We start from the raw sequence: 16,269 nt of genomic DNA, 5'->3' as shown, positions 1-16,269 counted from the left end.
GTATCACCGCCCTTGTCGCGAAGCCGGAAACTGCCGAGCGCGCCTCGTTCGAGACGTTCCTTGGTGAAATCAGGGATGACCTGAACGACAGCATTACCGAGCCCGAAGCCGTCGAGATGCTGGCGCAGCACCTTATCACCCGGCCTGTCTTTGATGCGCTGTTCGAGGGATACAGCTTCGCCGAAGCCAATCCGGTATCGCAGGCAATGCAGGCTGTGCTGTCGGCGCTCAACGAACATAATCTGGCGAAGGAAGCAGAAAGCCTCTCCCAGTTCTATGACAGCGTGAAACGCCGGGCCGAAGGCATAGACAATGCGACCGCCAAGCAGAAGATCATTGTCGAACTCTACGACAAATTCTTCCAGAATGCCTTCCCCAAGCTTCGGGACAAACTGGGCATCGTCTATACGCCGGTCGAGGTGGTGGATTTCATCATCCATTCCGTCAACGAGGTGCTGCAATCCGAATTCGGTCAGACACTTGGCAGCCGAGGCGTCCACATCCTAGATCCGTTCACCGGAACCGGAACCTTCATCACCCGCCTGCTTCAATCCGGCCTCATCAGGCCCGAGGAACTGGAACACAAATACCGGCATGAGATTCACGCCAACGAACTCGTCCTGCTGGCCTATTACATCGCTGCCATCAACATCGAAGCGGCCTATCATGGCGTGGCAGGCGGGGATTATATTCCGTTCGAGGGGATTTGCCTTACCGATACTTTCCAGCTTTACGAACAGGACCGCGATCTTATCAGTGATCTGATGGCGGATAACAGCAATCGCCGCACCCGGCAAAAAGAGCTGGATATTCGCGTGATCGTCGGCAATCCCCCCTATTCCGTGGGACAAGGCAGCGCCAACGACAACGCCGCCAATGTGGCCTATCCCAAGCTGGATGGACGCATTCGCGATACCTATGCAGCGCGCTCCGACGCTACCAACAAGAACGCCCTCTACGATAGCTATATTCGCGCCATCCGCTGGGCCAGCGACCGTATAGGCAATGCAGGCATCGTCGCCTATGTCTCCAATGCGGGCTGGCTGGACGCAAATACCGCAGATGGCCTGCGTAAATGCCTGACAGAGGAATTCTCCGATATCTATGTGTTCCACTTGCGAGGCAATCAGCGGACATCGGGTGAACGGTCAAAACGCGAAGGTGGAAAGATTTTCGGCTCCGGCAGCCGCACACCCGTTGCCATCACGCTTTTAGTGAAAAACCCGGACGCTGCAGAGCATGGGCGCATTCATTTTCATGACATCGGCGACTACCTCACCCGTGAAGAAAAGCTTTCTATCGTGGCCCGGTTCGGCAGCGTCAGCGGCATCAGCGCAGCCGGAGAATGGGAGGCCATCGACCCAGACGAATATGGTGACTGGCTCGGCCAACGGGACAAGAGCTTCGAGGTCTTCATCCCAATGGGCGACAAGGACACAAAAGGCGCAACGGCGCTGTTTGCGAACTATTCCAGCGGGCTGAAAAGCCAGAGGGACGTATGGTGCTTCAACGCCAGCCGCGAATCCGTAGCGTCGAACATGCACGCCATGATCGACTTCTATAATGCTGAACTGGATCGCTTCAACGCAGCCCACCCCCATGCCGACCGCAAGGCGCGTGATGCAGCGGTGAACGGGTTCATCGACACCGACCCCAGCAAGATTAGCTGGACACGGGCCCTCAAGGGTGACTTTGCCAAAGCGAAGTCATTCACCTTTGACGAAAGCTGTCTGACACCCAGCCTCTATCGCCCCTTCACCCGGCAATGGCTCTATTACAGTCGGGCCTTCAACGAAATGGTTTATCAGATGCCGCGCATCTTCCCGATGGGTGATACCGAGGCGGAAAACCAGGTCATCATGGTCAAGCAACGGCAGCATGAGGGCAGCCAGTTCGCGCTCATGACGAAGAGCATCCCGGAACTGCAAACCGATGGCGGGACGCAATGTTTCCCGGAACATTACTACGAGGTGCGCACAGATGTAGCCGGAGCGGAGAATGGCTGCCTGACCTTGACGGAATGTCAAGAGAAAAATCTGGTGATTTGCACCTCGGGCGGGGGCCAGAAGGTCGGCTTCTCCGTCCTGATGACCAACGCACTGCCAAGTCTCCATATGGTGGACATCGACGGCAGCCAATGCTTTCCGCTGTTCCTCTACGAAACGGAGGACGAGAAATGAGCAACAAGCAGGCCGACCTGTTTGAAAAAGAAGTTTCTCAACCCCGCCTCGTTCGCCGCGACGCGATTACCGATCAAGGTCTGGCCCATTTCCAGGCTGCCTATCCCGGTGAGACGATCAACAAGAAAGACCTGTTCTATTACATTTATGGCTTGCTCCACTCAGAGGACTATCGCACCCGTTTCGCCGATAACCTCTCGAAGCAATTGCCGCGCATTCCCCGCGTCAAGGCCGCTGCTGATTTCTGGGCTTTTTCCAGGGCAGGGCATGCGCTGGCGGCGCTGCATGTGAACTTCGAGCAGGTGGAGCCCTACCCCGTCACCTTCATACGCGGTGATACTTCGCTTGTGCCCCCCCCTGATCCCGAGCGCTTCTATCGGGTGGAGCAGATGAAATTCGCAGGCAAGCGCCCGAAGCTCGACAGATCCACCGTCATCTATAATGCGAGCATCACCATCAGCGGCATCCCGCTTGAGGCATACGACTATGTGGTGAACGGCAAGCCCGCGCTCGAATGGGTGATGGAACGTCAATGCGTAAAAACGGACAAGGCCAGCGGCATCGTCAACGACGCCAACCGCTATGCCATCGAAACGGTCGGTGATCCGGTCTACCCGCTGCGGCTGTTCCAGCGCATCATTACCGTCAGCCTTGAAACCATGAAGATCGTGAAGGCTCTTCCCGCGCTGAGGGACTTGTCGTGATCGATGCGGCCCACTCCATCACCCTCGACAGTTACAGGGGTATATCTGTCGCCCGCAGCGGGGATTCGAGTTGCAGGCCGCAAACCAACGACAAAGTCCCGGCGCTTCCGCGTCCGGGGCTTTGTGTAGTTCGCCGATTTCGGCGTAAGCTATTGTTACACTTTGATTTCGATTGATTTATGACAGAAGTGGTTGCGGGGGCAGGATACAATCTTAACTTGCGGTTTGAGCAAGTAAAGATGGTTGCAGGTATGCCCGTCCATCAATCCGCACATTTCGCCTCAATCAGACATGCCGCAGAAACGCATTGTGCATCCGGGCGTAGTGTTGGCCTGTTTCGCGCCGCAGCGTAGTTTTGGATAAGCAGTTCATGAACGTTTATAAGGCATGGCGTCATAGCGGAGCGGATAGACCAGGGCGATACAGGATACGCGTGGATCGCCGCCCGCGAGTCCACATTTTCCCGCCTCGCGCCCCCCGTGCCGCCCCTCGATAAACTCCCCGAGGCGCTTGCCATCGATTGCGCGCAGCCAGTCCATCATGGTGGCGAAGCTGCGCTTCGGACCGATCTTCTGGTTGTGCCGATATTTTGCCGGAGGCGGCAGACCAAGATCTTGGCGAAATCCTCCTGCAACCGCCGCAAGGTCTCACCCTGCCGCAATCAGTCATGCCGCCCGACCAGCAACCTATAGCTCAGAGCGGCTCCCATTCGAACCGAATTTCTCCACCCAATACCGCCGCCGCGCGAGCCACATGTCGAAGCACAAGCCGACGGGTGCTTTTCTGAAAATATCGTCCTGTCCCTGCCCTTCTATCCAGGTCCACCAGCGTCATGTTTTCCAGGAAGGCCCGTTTACGAACCTCGTGTATCGCAACGTCCTGAAAGGCAGCCAGATCGGGCCGACGCGGCGGCAATTTCAAATGTTGGATCTTCGACGCAATCTGCGCCTGCCGAAGTTTGGGAAATGCGCGGACCAGTTCCGCATTGGCCACGCCAGCAGCAACAAGCCGGATCAGCCTCCTCACCTCGGTTTGTTTCCAGACATGCCGACGACGGACGACACCAAGAATCGCAGCGCGTTTCTTGAGCGCCGCGAGACTACGATGAGGAAGCCGGCCCATCATCACACCATAGTCCGGGTAGCTCTCGCGCACGGCCGCATCCTGAGCTTCATCCCAGCGAATACCGCTCCGATACACAGACGCAGCGGTGGCCTCCCGTTTCATCGGCGCAGTCCGAAGGCGGATGGCGGCAGGCGACTTTTCACCCTTCTGGCCAGCGCACCAAGGCAACGCCTCCAAGATGGGGCAACACCCTCTGTATGGCTTTCCAGTCTGTTCGCCGAGGCCGACGAAAATAGCAGCACCTGCCGGCTATCATGTCGAGATCGATCATCGACATGTTCAGATCAAAGGCGCGGCGGCGGATGGCATCAACCGGATCAAGGCCCGTCGTTTTGGGAGGGCGGCGGCAATGATGACATTGTCGGCAGCCGAGCTGGCGACTTCATCAAGGGCGGGGCGGGCAACGACACCATCCGGGCCGGCGCGGACGACGACTTCATCCAGTCATCGACCGGGAACGATTTGATCTATGGCGGCGCCGGCGACGACAACATCCGTTGGGGGCAGGGCAATTTCGAGGAGGTCATCGGCAACGACACGATCTACGGCGGCACAGAGCACGACCTGATCAACGTCTGGGTCAAGGATGGCTACCTGACCAATGGGAAAGGCGTCGAGGTCAAGATCACCAAGGTGTTCTCGGACGGCACAATGAAGCTCACCGCCGAGACGGACATCGGCGGCGCGCATTCGACGCTCAAGACGCAGGGGTTCGAACAAGGCTGGACGCATCAGGGCATGGACACGGTCGACGGCTCGGGCGCGCAGATCGTCGGCACGGCCGGCATGCTCTGGAACACCCGATGGGGCGATGACAGCCTCATGGGCGGCGAGGGTCGCGACACGATCACGGGCGGCAAGGGCGACGACCTGATCTCGGCGAACGGCGAGTATTACAATCTCAACACCGTTGGCGACGGCGACCAGAACACGCTGATCTTCCACGCCGGCCATGGCCACGACACGGTGCTGGGCTTCGATGTCGGTATCGACATCCTCGACCTCGGCGCCCGGTCCTATACCGCGACCGAAACCCGTGCCGGCACGCTGCTGACCGCCCGGCAGGACATGATCCTGCTTTCGGGCATCCATGATTTCGAGCTGTAGGGGCTGGCTTTCTGGGAAAGCCGTCAAGCTCCCGTGATCACGACAGGATCTTTCGCAGCGCCTCATTCACCAGCGCGCTCTTGTTCGGCTGTTCGTCCAGCGCTGCGGCCAGATCCGGGTCGATCATGAAGTTCATCCGGATCTTGCGTTCGCCACCCAGCATGGGAGGGCGTCCACGTCTCGCGGCCTTGACGAATTCTCCATCAAGTTCACGAACTTCGCCGTCATTGCCGATATAGGGCTCAGCTTTCGTCATAGCGCTTCCTTTCCCGTGCATTTGCCGTGCGCAGGCTGATGATCCGAAGCTTGTCGCCCCGCACGCACCACGCCACCACGCAAAGACGCTCATTGATCGGAACCAAGCTGACAAAGCGCGCCTCGCCATAGTCGGTGCGGCTATCCTCGACCGTCAGGGCCTCGTCCCAATCGGCCACACTGGCGAAATCAATGCCCCGCTCTTGCAGGGTGCGTTCGCGCTTCTGTTCGTCCCAGTCCAGATCCATGTAACATTATATACACACGTTAAATCTGGCGGTCAATTAGAGTGTGTATAAAAAGAGAGACCTCCACCGAGACAGAGGGCCGCCAGATCGCCTGCCGGTAGCCCCCTCCTGATCGATCCCTTCGCCCCGCCCCGCCCTGCCCCGCCTCAGGCGGGGCTTTTTTATTGGAGAAACGCATATACCCAGCAGGGTTCAAGGGCCGCGCACAGCGGCTCACAGATATTGACGTGGCCCGTGTCGGCCGGGTGATCGGCGTCGGAGAAGATGAGGTCCGCGCGGTGATCGAAGTCGAGACCTCGGGTGGCGGCTTTGACCGCCACGGTCGTCCGAAGATGCTGTTCGAGCCGCATGTCTTCTGGCGAGAACTGGGCACGGGGCCAAAGCGCACGACGGCAGAGGCGCAGGGGCTGGCCTATCCCAAATGGGGCGCGGCCCCCTATCCCAAGGACAGCTATCCCCGGCTGGCGACCGCCATCAAGATCGATGCCAACGCGGCGCTGCGCTCGGCCAGCTGGGGCCTTGGGCAGATCATGGGGTTCAATCACCGCACCGCCGGCTATGCCTCGGCCGGTGACATGATCGAGGCCTTCTGCGACCGCGAGCTGGCGGGCCTTGAGTCGATGATCAGCTTCATCGCTTCCGAAAGACTGGATGACGAACTGCGCCGGCATGACTGGTCCGCCTTTGCGCGAGGCTACAACGGCGCTGGCTATGCGGCGATCGACTATCACACCAAGCTGGCGGCGGCCTATGCGCGCTGGCAGGCCATCCCCGACACGCTGGCGCCGCGCCATCCCAAGATCGGCCTCGGCTCGCGCAATGCTTCGGTGCGGGTGGCGCAGGAGCGTCTACGGGCGCTCGGCTTCGACCCCGGCCCGGTCGATGGCGCTTTCGGCGCCCGCACCCGCGCCGCTGTCATCGCCTTCCAGAAATCCGCCAGCCTCCCGCAGGACGGCGTCATTGGCCCGCCGACTTGGGCCGCCCTCGTTCCGGAGATTTCATGATGGAACCGATCAAGACCATTGCCCCGATTTTCATCGGCAAGACCCGCAGCTTCTGGCTCGGCATCCTGCCACTGCTCCTGACCCTCGCCAACAGCGTCTTGGCCAGTGTCTCTGCCGGCGGCGATGGCGGGCCGGTCGCGGCGCTGATCGCACGGCTGTTCGGCTGGGAACCGGAAATCGTCAAGGGCTGGCTGCTGCTGATCGCGCCGGTCTGGGGGCTGATCATCGCCCAGCAGCGGGCCGGCCTGACGCGGCCCTATACGATCGATCCGACCAAAAAGCGGCAGATTGCTGAGGTGGTCGAGGATGGAAAGAGCGCATTTGAGGCGGGCAAGATGATCGGGGCCGCGCTGCGGAAGGCCGGCTCATCATGATCTTGCCCGCGCTCACGCCGTCTTTCTGAGTAAAAACAGCGGCTCGTCCGGGTGGTGGGAGCGTCTGAGACGCTCCTGCGTTACCATTTCCCTCTGGTTTTACTAGAAAAATCAGCGCGGCGGGAAATATGCCCATAATTTGCATATCGCGGGATAGGCGTGATCATAGCCGTAAAGGCTCGGGCTGGCCGTGTCTTCGGCGGTCGCGCCGTCGCCCCGCCGCATCCCCGTGAGTTGCAACAGGCCATCGCCCTGAAAGGTCATGGCATAGGCCCTGGCCATCACCGCGTCCCATGGGCCGCCGGTGCTGTGGCTCTGGCCATTGACCGAGGCGATCTGCACCTTGGCGCGCAGCAGCGGATCGGTCTCGGGGATGCGGAAACGGGCGATCAGCGCGGACGAGGGCACGAAATCCAGCCCATCCGTCCGCTGCGCCAGCGCGACCCGGCCGTCCTCGAACCCGATCAGCGTGGTGAAGTCGAGGCCATCGCCGGGGCTGCGCAGTTCTTCCGCCAGTTCCGCCTCGCGGATCGTGGCGCGGGCAACCTCCGAGTCGATGCTCGCGGCCAAGGCGGCCTAGACCCAGGTGCTCCAGCCACCAGAGGTGCCGTCGCCATCGCCGCGGAAGATCCGCCTGACCCCGCTTGCGGAGGCGAGCGCGATCACCGCCACGCCGCGCGCGGTCAGCACGGTCAGCACCGTGGCGGCGATCGCGTCCCCCGTGCCGCCCACGCTCTCCAGCACCACGCTGCCCATCTGCGCGTCGGACAGAATGCGGTCGGCGCGTCCCGACGAGAGTTCGGCCTGCCCGATCCCGCCGACCAGCCGCCAGCGTCCGGCAAAGCGGATCGCCTCGTAACAGAAGCCCGGCACCAGGGTGCCGGCGGACGGGATGGTGCTGCCGCGGGTATAGATCGGCACCGCCCCGGACACGCGCGGATCGGCAACTGGAACAATACTCCGATCACTCTCATCGCCGGATACGGGCAATCCCGGCAATCCCAGGATGCGCAAGATCGACCGCGCAGTCCGGGCTGACGTGGCGTTTGCGGATCGCGTCCCGCTGTGGCAAAGGGGCGCCAACCACAGGAGCGAGACGATGATCCTTTACCCCGCCATCGACCTCAAGGACGGCAATTGCGTGCGGCTGCTGCGCGGCGACATGGAGGCCGCGACCGTCTTTGGCACCGATCCCGCCGCGCAGGCTCTGGCCTTCCAGGAGGCGGGGGCAGAATGGCTGCATCTGGTCGATCTGAACGGCGCCTTTGCCGGCAAGCCCGTGAACGGCGCGGCGGTCGAGGCGATTCTGGCGGCGGTCAAGGTGCCCGCCCAGCTTGGCGGCGGCATACGCGACATGGCGACGATAGATAGCTGGATCTCGCGCGGGCTGTCCCGCGTCATCCTGGGCACCGCCGCGGTCGAGAACCCGGCTTTGGTGCGCGAGGCCGCTTTGGCCTTCCCCGGCAAGATCGCCGTCGGCATCGACGCGCGCGGCGGCCGGGTCGCGACGCGCGGCTGGGCCGAAGAGACCGATGTGATGGCGACCGACCTGGCCCGTCAATTCGAGGACGCGGGCGTGGCCGCGATCATCTATACCGATATCGACCGCGACGGCGCCATGGCCGGCCCCAACATTCCCGCGACCGAGGCCCTGGCGCGGGCGGTCGGCATTCCGGTCATCGCCTCGGGCGGGGTCAGTTCGATGCAGGATCTGCTGGCCTTGCGCGACAGCCGCGTGATCGCCGGGGCGATCTCGGGCCGGGCGCTTTACGATGGCGCGATCAACCTGGGCGAGGCATTGCGTGCGCTGGCCTGAAATGGCAGTGCGAAAGACCGCCCTGCCCAGCCCCAGCCTGATCGACAGGTTTCGCCGCAAGGGCGGTTTCCTGGACTGCTACAGCGCGCCCCCGGACCTGTCCGCGCCCCGGGCCGCGCACGTCATCGCCAGCTTTCCCGGCTGGGCCCGGCGGCTTTTGGGCCTGCGCAACATGCTGATGCGCCCCTTCGACCTGCGGGTCGCGCCGCACAACCCCAGCCCCTATGGCCTCTTCCCCGTCGAAAGCGAGACGCCGGACCAGGTGCTGCTGGGCTTAGACGACCGGCACCTGGACTTTCGCATCCTGGTCCTGCGCCGGGATCGCCGCATCCATTGCGCGACATGGGTCGGCCCGCACCATATCGGCGGCAGGCTTTATCTTTGCGCCGTGATGCCATTTCACATATTGATCCTGCGAAACGCCATGGCGCGGCTGACGCGCATCCCGAAAGCGGACGAGACGACATGTTGAAGACCCGAGTGATCCCTTGCCTGGACGTGGCCGATGGCCGCGTGGTCAAGGGGGTGAATTTCGTCGACCTTCGCGATGCCGGCGATCCGGTCGAGGCCGCGCGCGCCTATGACGCGGCCGGCGCCGACGAGATCTGCTTCCTGGACATCCATGCCACGCATGAAAACCGCGGCACCATGTTCGACCTGGTGACCCGCACCGCCGAGGCATGTTTCGTGCCCCTGACGGTGGGCGGCGGTGTGCGCAGCCATCGCGATGTGCGCGACCTGCTGTTGGCGGGCGCCGATAAGGTCAGCTTCAACTCGGCCGCCGTGGCGGACCCGGACGTGATCGCCGAGGCCGCCGACCGCTTCGGCAGTCAGTGCATCGTCTGCGCCATCGACGCCAAGACCGTGGCGCCGGGCAGATGGGAAATCTTTACCCATGGCGGCCGAAAGCCCACCGGAATCGACGCGGTAGAATTCGCCATGACCGTCGCCGCCAAGGGCGCGGGCGAAATCCTGCTGACCAGCATGGACCGCGACGGCACCCAGGCGGGGTTCAACATCCCGCTGACCCGCGCCGTGGCCGATGCCGTGGGCATTCCGGTCATCGCCTCGGGCGGGGTCGGCCAGCTTTCGCACCTGGCCGAGGGCGTGATCCAGGGCCATGCCAGCGCCGTGCTGGCCGCCTCGATCTTTCACTTCGGCACCTTCACCATCCGCGAGGCCAAGGAACACATGGCCGCCGCCGGCATCCCGATGAGGCTGACATGAGCCTGCACCGCCTGGCCGAAACCATCGCCACCCGCAAAGGCGCCGATCCCGAGACCAGTTGGACCGCAAAGCTGCTGGCGAAAGGCCCCGAAAAATGCGCCGAGAAATTCGGCGAAGAGGCCGTCGAGGCGATTATCGAAGCGGTCAAGGGCGACCGCGACCGCCTGATCGGCGAGGCCGCCGATACGCTTTACCACCTGCTGGTGATGCTGGCCGCGCGCGACATCACGCTGGCGGATGTGGAGAATGAACTCGACCGCCGCGAGGGACGTTCGGGCATCGAGGAAAAGGCTTCGCGAAAGTGATCGCAGCGGAGCAGGCTTCCGGATGATCGCGATCTGCGGCTGGACTGCCTTACCCGCCGTCAGATCGGACCTTATCCAGATGTGGAAGACGGCTCAGATCCATCGGATCGAGGGGACGCAGGTAAAGAAATCGCCCTTCAAAACCATCGCCGCAGCTTGGACTTGGCAGCATCTGAAAGCGTTCTTTTTATGAATGTCTCCAGATTATCCGGGTCAGGATGGCCTCTGGTCGCACCCGAGACTTCTTCCCAGGTTTCGAAGTCATCTATATCCTTGGCGGCATATACTCCGATACCGTGGCGAACCGAAATTTCCTCAATGCGGATCGCCTCTGGAAAATCAGCGAAGTCACGGCCCGCCGTATGATAGACGACATATGATTTTGTCGCGGCCTCTCTATGGGCCAGAGCCTCCAGAACCCCCTTGATCGAGACATCATATGCCGCTTTGATTTCAAAGCTGAAGACATCAAGAACCCTGTCGGGCAGGAACTCATACTTCTTCAGTCCAACCGCGGTAAGATCGGGGCGCGACCAACTGCCGCCAGTGTCCCGCCGGCCCTGCTGGGCAGTTATTTCGCAATGGCATTCGTCCAGCCCAAGCCTTTTCGCCCAGTTCTTCTGCAACTGGCGCAAGACAGGCGGATAAAGCTCAAGCTCTCGAAGATCAGTCTGTGACGGCGCGGTCGCTTCGGCGGCATGTTTGTCGCCTGCCTTGTCCCGAGCCGCCACATCAGCCACGGCGACCGGGTTCGTATCACCGACAAGAATGACGGTTCCGCCATTTCCCCGGCCCTTTTCGATCTTTCCGGCCTCGAAAAGCTGCTGATGAATGGACCAGTATTTTTCGTCCGCCCAGCCTAATCTCTCACGGAGCGCCCTGTTCCCAATTCTGCCCTGGGCCGCGCGAACAGTGTCAAGAAATACGTCCGTATCCTTTTTCCGCGCCATAAGTCATATCCAGTTTATCAATAAAAATCAGTGTCTGAAAAATCTCAGCCCTCGATCCGCACCACCTTGACCGCGCCGCCCATGGCGGAAAGCGCGATCTCGCCACCGGCCAGGCGCAGGGCATCCTGGCCAAAGACCTCGGCCCGCCAGCCGCAAAGCGCGGGCAGGTCGCGCGCGCCCGAGGCAATGGCGTCCAGATCCGCCGCCGAGGCGATCAGGCGCGACGCCACGCCGGCCTCGTCGGATTTGGCCTTCAAAAGCACCCGCAGCAGATCGGCCAACGCGGCATTGCCGGGGCGGCCAGGCTCCTCGGGGACGGGCTTGGGCAGGTCCTTCGTCTCAAGTCCCACCTTCACGGCGGCCAGGATGCCGTTTGCGATCTCGCCCCGGCGGGCATCGCGCAGAAGCAGGCGGGACTTGCCCAGATCCGCCTCGGTCGCCGGCTTGGTCGAGGCCAGTTCGATCAGCGCGTCGTCCTTGAATACGCGGGCGCGGGGGATGTCGCGCTCTTGCGCGAAGATCTCGCGGAATCGCGCCAGCTCGCGCACCAAGGCAAGAAAGCGCGGCGAACCCGAACGGGTCCGCACGCGGGTCCAGGCATCCTCGGGACGGGTGATATAGGTCTCGGGGTTCAGAAGCACCGCCGCCTCTTCCTGAAGCCAGGGGGCGCGGCCGGTCTTGCGCAACTGGCTGTCCAGAAACTCGTAGATCGCGCGCAGATGCGTCACATCGGCCAGCGCATAGGCCGCCTGCGCATCCGACAGCGGCCGGTGCGACCAGTCGGTGAAGCGCGACGACTTGTCCAGCGGCTGGCGGGCGATCTTCTTGACCAGGGTTTCATAGCCCGCCTGCTCGCCAAAGCCGCAGACCATGGCGGCGATCTGGGTGTCGAACAGCGGATCGGGCAGCACGCCCGCATCATGGAAGAAGATCTCCAGATCCTGGCGCGCGGCGTGAAAGACCTTCACCGTGGTCTTGTGCCGGAACAGATCATAAAGCGGCTCCAGCGACAGATCGCCCATCAGGGGATCGATCAGAACCGCCTGCCCGCCTTCGGCTTTCGGACCCGAGGCCGGGGGCAGCGCGGCCTGGATCAGGCAAAGCTTGGAGTAATAAGTCCGTTCGCGCAGGAATTCGGTGTCCAGCGTGACATAGGGCTGGGCCTTCGCCAGGGCGCAGAACTCGGCCAGCTCTTCGGTGGTGGTGATGGTGCGAATGTCTTCGCGGCGCGTGGGTTGCGGACTGGCAGGCATGGGACTCTTTCAGGAATGGGCGGGGCATCCGCCGAATCTCAACTTCGGCCATGTGCCAATGCTTCCGAAAAATCAAGGCGCTGCGTGCGAATTCACAGCGGTTCTATGTCGCCCTGTGCCCGCTTTGCCTCGAATTCGGCAACGAAGGCCTGTAATTGGCCCACGGATATGGCCGCGCGCAGCCCGGCCATCAATTCCTGGAAGTAATGCAGGTTGTGCCAGGTCAGCAGCATCCCCGAGATCATCTCGCCCGAGCGGAAGACATGATGCAGATAGGCGCGCGAATAACGGGCGCAGGCCGGGCAGGTGCATTCGGCGTCCAAGGGGCGCGGATCGTCGGCATGGCGGGCATTCTTGACGTTGACCTGCCCGCGCCGGGTCCATGCCTGCCCGGTCCGCCCCGAGCGCGAGGGCAGCACGCAATCCATCATGTCCACGCCCCGCACCACGGCGCCCACGATGTCGTCGGGCTTGCCCACGCCCATCAGATAGCGCGGCCTGTCCTCGGGCAGGAAGCCGGGGGCATAGTCCAGCACGCCGAACATCGCCTCCTGCCCCTCGCCCACGGCCAGACCGCCGATGGCATAGCCCTCGAAGCCGATGGATTTCAAAGCCTCGGCCGATTCCTCGCGCAACTCGCGGGTGACACCGCCCTGCATGATCCCGAAAAGCGCATGTCCGGGCCGGTCGCCGAAGGCGTCGCGCGACCGCTGCGCCCAGCGCATCGACATCCGCATCGAGGCCGCGACCTGATCCTCGGTCGCGGGCAGCGCGGGGCATTCGTCGAAGGCCATGACGATATCGCTGCCCAGGTCGCGCTGGATCGCCATGCTGGTCTCGGGCGAAAGGAAATGCTTGCTGCCATCGACATGGCTGGAAAAGGTCACGCCCTTCTCGGTCAGCTTGCGCAGACCCGACAGGGACATGACCTGAAAGCCGCCCGAATCCGTCAGGATCGGCCGCTCCCAGTTCATGAAACGGTGCAATCCCCCCAGCCGGGCGATACGCTCGGCGCCGGGGCGCAACATCAGGTGATAGGTGTTGCCCAGCAGGATGTCGGCGCCGGTGGCGCGCACCGATTCCGGCAGCATCGCCTTGACCGTCGCGGCCGTGCCCACGGGCATGAAGGCGGGGGTGCGGATCGCGCCCCTGGGCGTTTGGATGACGCCCGTGCGCGCGCGGCCATCCTTGGCCGAGACCTGGAATTCGAATCTGTCGCTCATGGCCCCGGCACATAGGCGCTTTGCGCGCCGGATGCAAAGGCGCCCTGCGTCTCTCACCGCCGCGAAGGTGACTGGCCGCCTATGCCCCCACCGCGCGCAGCAGCCTCGCCCGCGCCGGGGGGATGGCCCGGATCTCCAGCCCGGTGAAGACGTGCAGGGTGTCAAGCTGGCTGTCCACCACCGCATGGTCGCTGACCCAGCCCCCCATCGCCAGATAAGAACGCAGAAGCGGCGGCATCGTCGCCATGGCCGCCCGCAGATCGGGGTGGCGCCGCTTCAACACCCGGCCGAAGCGAAAGACCTTGGGCGCCTTGACGCGCGGCAGCCAATGCTTCGGCGCCAGATGCCGCTCGCGCAGCATGGCGAAGGCATCGGCGTAACCCTCGGTATCGGTGCCGATGAAGCTGGAGCAACCGAAAAGAAGCTCGACCCCCTCGGCGTCGACATGCCGCGCCAGCGCCCCCCAGGCAAGGCGCAGGATATCGGGATCGGACCATTCGGGATGCACGCAGAAGCGCCCGATTTCGGCCATGCGGCCTTGAAAGCCCCGCAGCCCCGAGAGGTTGTAATAACGCGCCGAATAGCTGTCCCCGATCTGCTCGCCGCTGGAAAGCGTCAGCATGCGAAAGCAGGCGACCAACCGGCCCGAGCCGATTTCGCGAATCAGCACATGGGTGCAGCGGGCATCGTAATCGTCGGCATCGACGGCCTGGGCGTCCGCCTGGCCCTGGCGCCGTCCGACGAAACACAGCCAGCGCAACCTTTGCGCTTCAAGAATATCATTGTCGCAACCAGCAGTTAGAGCTTCATAACGACCTTTCAGCATCGCCCTGATATAACTCCTGCCTTTGGGGGCCTAAGGAAGGCGAAGCCGCAGCGTCGCCTTGTGCCAGTCCTCCCTGCGCCTATCTTGTAACAGAGCCGTATAAGAATGAAGTGAGAAGATGACAGATCGCGTGACCAAGACCGATGCCGAATGGCGCGCCGAGCTGGATGACGAGACTTATCGCGTCACCCGCCAGGCAGGAACCGAGCGCCCCTTTTCGCATCCGGGCTTTCCCAAGGCCCCCGGCCATTACGAATGCGTCTGCTGCGGCGCAAGGCTGTTCGACGGCGATGCCAAGTTCGAAAGCCATTGCGGCTGGCCCAGCTTTTCGCGGTCCGGCGGCGCGGTGGACGAGCATCGCGATGTCAGCCACGGCATGATCCGCACCGAGGTCCGCTGCCATCGCTGCGACGCCCATCTGGGCCATGTCTTCCCGGACGGCCCGCCGCCGACGGGGCTGCGCTATTGCATCAACGGCGTGGCGCTGCGTTTCGTGGCGGACCGGCAGGGCTAAGGCCGCGCCAAACCGGCGCCCCCGCCGGGCGCCGGTCCCAAGGCCGCCTCAATCGGACAGCAGATCCGAAGCCTGGACGCGGCCCACATTGCCCATGAGTTGGCGCACAAGGCCCAGGCTTGCCACGCCCGTATCCGTCACGCGCCGCGACAGCACGATCAGCTGGCCGCGCTCCAGACCGAAACGCTCGATATTGCTGACCGTGCCCGAAGGCGCGAAGCTGACCACCAGCACCTGACGGTCGATCTCGCGCGGCTCGCGAGGGCCGTAATACTGAAAGCGCGAGCCGACGTAATACCAGGCCGAACCCGTCAGAAGGCCCTGGGCCGAAGGACGCCCTATCAACCCCTCAAGCTCGGCCTGGCTGGTGCGGCCAGGCGCAACCTGCGCCAGTTCCTCATCCGTCGGGACATAGCCGTGATTGCGATAGGTCGCCTGACATCCGCCAAGCGCCAGCGGCGCCGCCAGCCCCAGGGCCATGATCCCGCGTCGGGAAAACTTCATCTTGCACCTGTCCCATATGCGCCTGTTGACGCCGCGCGACCGACTTAGCAAAATCGCGCACCGCGCTCAAGAATATCCAAGTCACGGGGACGAGACCCCGGAAAGGCCCTGATCCATGACGCCCTCGCCCCGTCCGCAAAGCCGTTTCCGCGTGGCGCAGTTGAACCCGCGCACGCCCACGGCCTTCGCGCTGGCCCCCGATTCTGCCGCCCGCGCCGCCATCGCCGCCGAACTGGACCTGACCGCCCTGCCGCGGCTTGCCTTCACCGGCGAGATCCGTCCCGAGGCCAGCGATGCCTGGGTGGTTTCCGCCCGCCTGACCGCCCGTGTCGTGCAGCCCTGCGTCGTCACGCTGGCCCCGGTCGAAACCGCGATCGACGAAACCGTGCGCCGGACCTTCTCTCCCCATGCCCGCGCGCCCGAGGGCGATGAGGTCGAGATGACCGATGACGAGCTTGAGCCGCTGGGCCAGTTCATCGACATCGAGGCGATCATGACCGAGGCGCTGAGCCTTGCCCTGCCGCTTTATCCCCGCGCCAAGGGCGCCGCGCTGGAGACCGCCCCGGACGAGCCCCCCGAGGAAACCCGCAAGCCCTTCGCCGGCCTCGCCGACCTGCTGAAAGGCCGGGGCGATTCCTAACGCTGGCTTGATTC

The 16,269-nt window shown here is 63.1% G+C and carries 20 protein-coding genes; 11 read left to right on the top strand and 9 right to left on the bottom strand.

Going from position 1 to position 16,269, the window contains the following annotated elements:
* The 3 genes from QM682_RS16980 to QM682_RS16970 form a co-directional block, all read left to right on the top strand.
* Window positions 1-2,180: type ISP restriction/modification enzyme (locus tag QM682_RS16980; RefSeq protein ID WP_415131865.1), on the top strand; the 2,180-nt coding region annotated here is incomplete at its 5' end.
* Window positions 2,177-2,884, top strand: coding sequence for a type ISP restriction/modification enzyme (locus QM682_RS16975; protein ID WP_415131863.1), 708 nt, complete (start codon window positions 2,177-2,179; stop codon window positions 2,882-2,884). The genes QM682_RS16980 and QM682_RS16975, both read left to right, overlap by 4 nt.
* A gap of 753 nt (window positions 2,885-3,637) precedes the next feature.
* The gene (locus QM682_RS16970) at window positions 3,638-5,116 is read left to right on the top strand and encodes a hypothetical protein (RefSeq protein WP_415131861.1); all 1,479 of its coding nucleotides are present in this window, start codon (window positions 3,638-3,640) and stop codon (window positions 5,114-5,116) included.
* Between the two features lie 37 nt (window positions 5,117-5,153).
* Here the strand turns inward: QM682_RS16970 and QM682_RS16965 are convergent, their stop codons facing one another.
* Both QM682_RS16965 and QM682_RS16960 read right to left on the bottom strand, forming a co-directional pair.
* Window positions 5,154-5,372 carry a hypothetical protein gene (locus QM682_RS16965; RefSeq protein WP_415131859.1) on the bottom strand — a complete coding sequence of 73 codons (219 nt, stop codon included), beginning with the start codon at window positions 5,370-5,372 and terminating at the stop codon, window positions 5,154-5,156.
* The gene (locus QM682_RS16960) at window positions 5,359-5,619 is read right to left on the bottom strand and encodes a BrnT family toxin (protein WP_415131857.1); all 261 of its coding nucleotides are present in this window, start codon (window positions 5,617-5,619) and stop codon (window positions 5,359-5,361) included. Before QM682_RS16960 ends, QM682_RS16965 begins: the two co-directional genes overlap by 14 nt.
* Window positions 5,620-5,846: 227 nt before the next feature.
* On the opposite strand from QM682_RS16960, the gene QM682_RS16955 reads away from it, so the two are divergent.
* Together QM682_RS16955 and QM682_RS16950 are read left to right on the top strand one after the other, a co-directional pair.
* Window positions 5,847-6,623 carry an N-acetylmuramidase domain-containing protein gene (locus QM682_RS16955; protein WP_415131855.1) on the top strand — a complete coding sequence of 259 codons (777 nt, stop codon included), beginning with the start codon at window positions 5,847-5,849 and terminating at the stop codon, window positions 6,621-6,623.
* Complete coding sequence (locus tag QM682_RS16950) at window positions 6,620-6,997, top strand: hypothetical protein (RefSeq protein WP_415131853.1); 378 nt, start codon at window positions 6,620-6,622, stop codon at window positions 6,995-6,997. The genes QM682_RS16955 and QM682_RS16950 overlap by 4 nt, the downstream gene beginning before the upstream one ends.
* A 111-nt stretch (window positions 6,998-7,108) precedes the next feature.
* Here QM682_RS16950 and QM682_RS16945 read toward each other — a convergent pair whose 3' ends face one another.
* Window positions 7,109-7,567 carry a hypothetical protein gene (locus tag QM682_RS16945; protein ID WP_415131851.1) on the bottom strand — a complete coding sequence of 153 codons (459 nt, stop codon included), beginning with the start codon at window positions 7,565-7,567 and terminating at the stop codon, window positions 7,109-7,111.
* Window positions 7,568-7,573: 6 nt separating this feature from the next.
* On the bottom strand, window positions 7,574-7,918 hold the full coding sequence (locus tag QM682_RS16940) for a hypothetical protein (protein ID WP_415131849.1): 345 nt from the start codon (window positions 7,916-7,918) through the stop codon (window positions 7,574-7,576).
* A 178-nt stretch (window positions 7,919-8,096) separates the two neighbouring features.
* Here QM682_RS16940 and hisA point away from each other — a divergent pair, with 178 nt between their 5' ends.
* The 4 genes from hisA to QM682_RS16920 are packed head-to-tail and all read left to right on the top strand — an operon-like array spanning window position 8,097 to window position 10,345.
* A complete protein-coding gene (gene hisA, locus QM682_RS16935) occupies window positions 8,097-8,813 on the top strand; it encodes a 1-(5-phosphoribosyl)-5-[(5-phosphoribosylamino)methylideneamino]imidazole-4-carboxamide isomerase (protein WP_415131847.1) in 717 nt (238 codons plus the stop codon).
* Window positions 8,814-8,820: 7 nt separating this feature from the next.
* Window positions 8,821-9,285: a DUF2867 domain-containing protein gene (locus QM682_RS16930; protein ID WP_415131845.1), complete on the top strand. Its 465-nt coding sequence runs from the start codon at window positions 8,821-8,823 to the stop codon at window positions 9,283-9,285.
* Entirely contained in the window at window positions 9,279-10,040 is a 762-nt protein-coding gene (gene hisF, locus QM682_RS16925) for an imidazole glycerol phosphate synthase subunit HisF (RefSeq protein WP_415131843.1), read from the top strand. The genes QM682_RS16930 and hisF overlap by 7 nt, the downstream gene beginning before the upstream one ends.
* Window positions 10,037-10,345 (top strand): phosphoribosyl-ATP diphosphatase, encoded by a 309-nt coding sequence (locus QM682_RS16920; RefSeq protein WP_415131841.1) that lies wholly within the window; start codon window positions 10,037-10,039, stop codon window positions 10,343-10,345. Before hisF ends, QM682_RS16920 begins: the two co-directional genes overlap by 4 nt.
* Before the next feature lie 137 nt (window positions 10,346-10,482).
* On the opposite strand, the gene QM682_RS16915 is transcribed toward QM682_RS16920, so the two are convergent.
* The 4 genes from QM682_RS16915 to QM682_RS16900 form a co-directional block, all read right to left on the bottom strand.
* A complete protein-coding gene (locus QM682_RS16915) occupies window positions 10,483-11,295 on the bottom strand; it encodes a hypothetical protein (protein WP_415131839.1) in 813 nt (270 codons plus the stop codon).
* 44 nt (window positions 11,296-11,339) lie between these two features.
* Complete coding sequence (gene rnd / locus QM682_RS16910) at window positions 11,340-12,512, bottom strand: ribonuclease D (RefSeq protein ID WP_415131867.1); 1,173 nt, start codon at window positions 12,510-12,512, stop codon at window positions 11,340-11,342.
* Window positions 12,513-12,640: 128 nt separating this feature from the next.
* Window positions 12,641-13,771 carry a tRNA guanosine(34) transglycosylase Tgt gene (gene tgt / locus QM682_RS16905; protein WP_415131837.1) on the bottom strand — a complete coding sequence of 377 codons (1,131 nt, stop codon included), beginning with the start codon at window positions 13,769-13,771 and terminating at the stop codon, window positions 12,641-12,643.
* 79 nt (window positions 13,772-13,850) lie between these two features.
* Complete coding sequence (locus QM682_RS16900; RefSeq protein WP_415131835.1) at window positions 13,851-14,597, bottom strand: GNAT family N-acetyltransferase; 747 nt, start codon at window positions 14,595-14,597, stop codon at window positions 13,851-13,853.
* A 118-nt stretch (window positions 14,598-14,715) separates the two neighbouring features.
* Between QM682_RS16900 and msrB the strand changes: the two genes are divergently transcribed.
* On the top strand, window positions 14,716-15,111 hold the full coding sequence (msrB, locus tag QM682_RS16895) for a peptide-methionine (R)-S-oxide reductase MsrB (RefSeq protein ID WP_415131833.1): 396 nt from the start codon (window positions 14,716-14,718) through the stop codon (window positions 15,109-15,111).
* Window positions 15,112-15,159: 48 nt separating this feature from the next.
* Here the strand turns inward: msrB and QM682_RS16890 are convergent, their stop codons facing one another.
* Window positions 15,160-15,615: an outer membrane protein assembly factor BamE gene (locus tag QM682_RS16890; protein WP_415131831.1), complete on the bottom strand. Its 456-nt coding sequence runs from the start codon at window positions 15,613-15,615 to the stop codon at window positions 15,160-15,162.
* Between the two features lie 115 nt (window positions 15,616-15,730).
* Between QM682_RS16890 and QM682_RS16885 the strand changes: the two genes are divergently transcribed.
* Window positions 15,731-16,255 carry a YceD family protein gene (locus QM682_RS16885; protein WP_415131829.1) on the top strand — a complete coding sequence of 175 codons (525 nt, stop codon included), beginning with the start codon at window positions 15,731-15,733 and terminating at the stop codon, window positions 16,253-16,255.
* Window positions 16,256-16,269 lie beyond the last annotated feature (14 nt).

Source organism: Paracoccus sp. (in: a-proteobacteria) (assembly GCF_047605025.1).
Classification (GTDB): Bacteria; Pseudomonadota; Alphaproteobacteria; order Rhodobacterales; family Rhodobacteraceae; genus Paracoccus.
The sequence above is the reverse complement of the archived record's forward strand: the minus strand, read 5'-3'. Positions and strand labels throughout refer to the sequence as shown.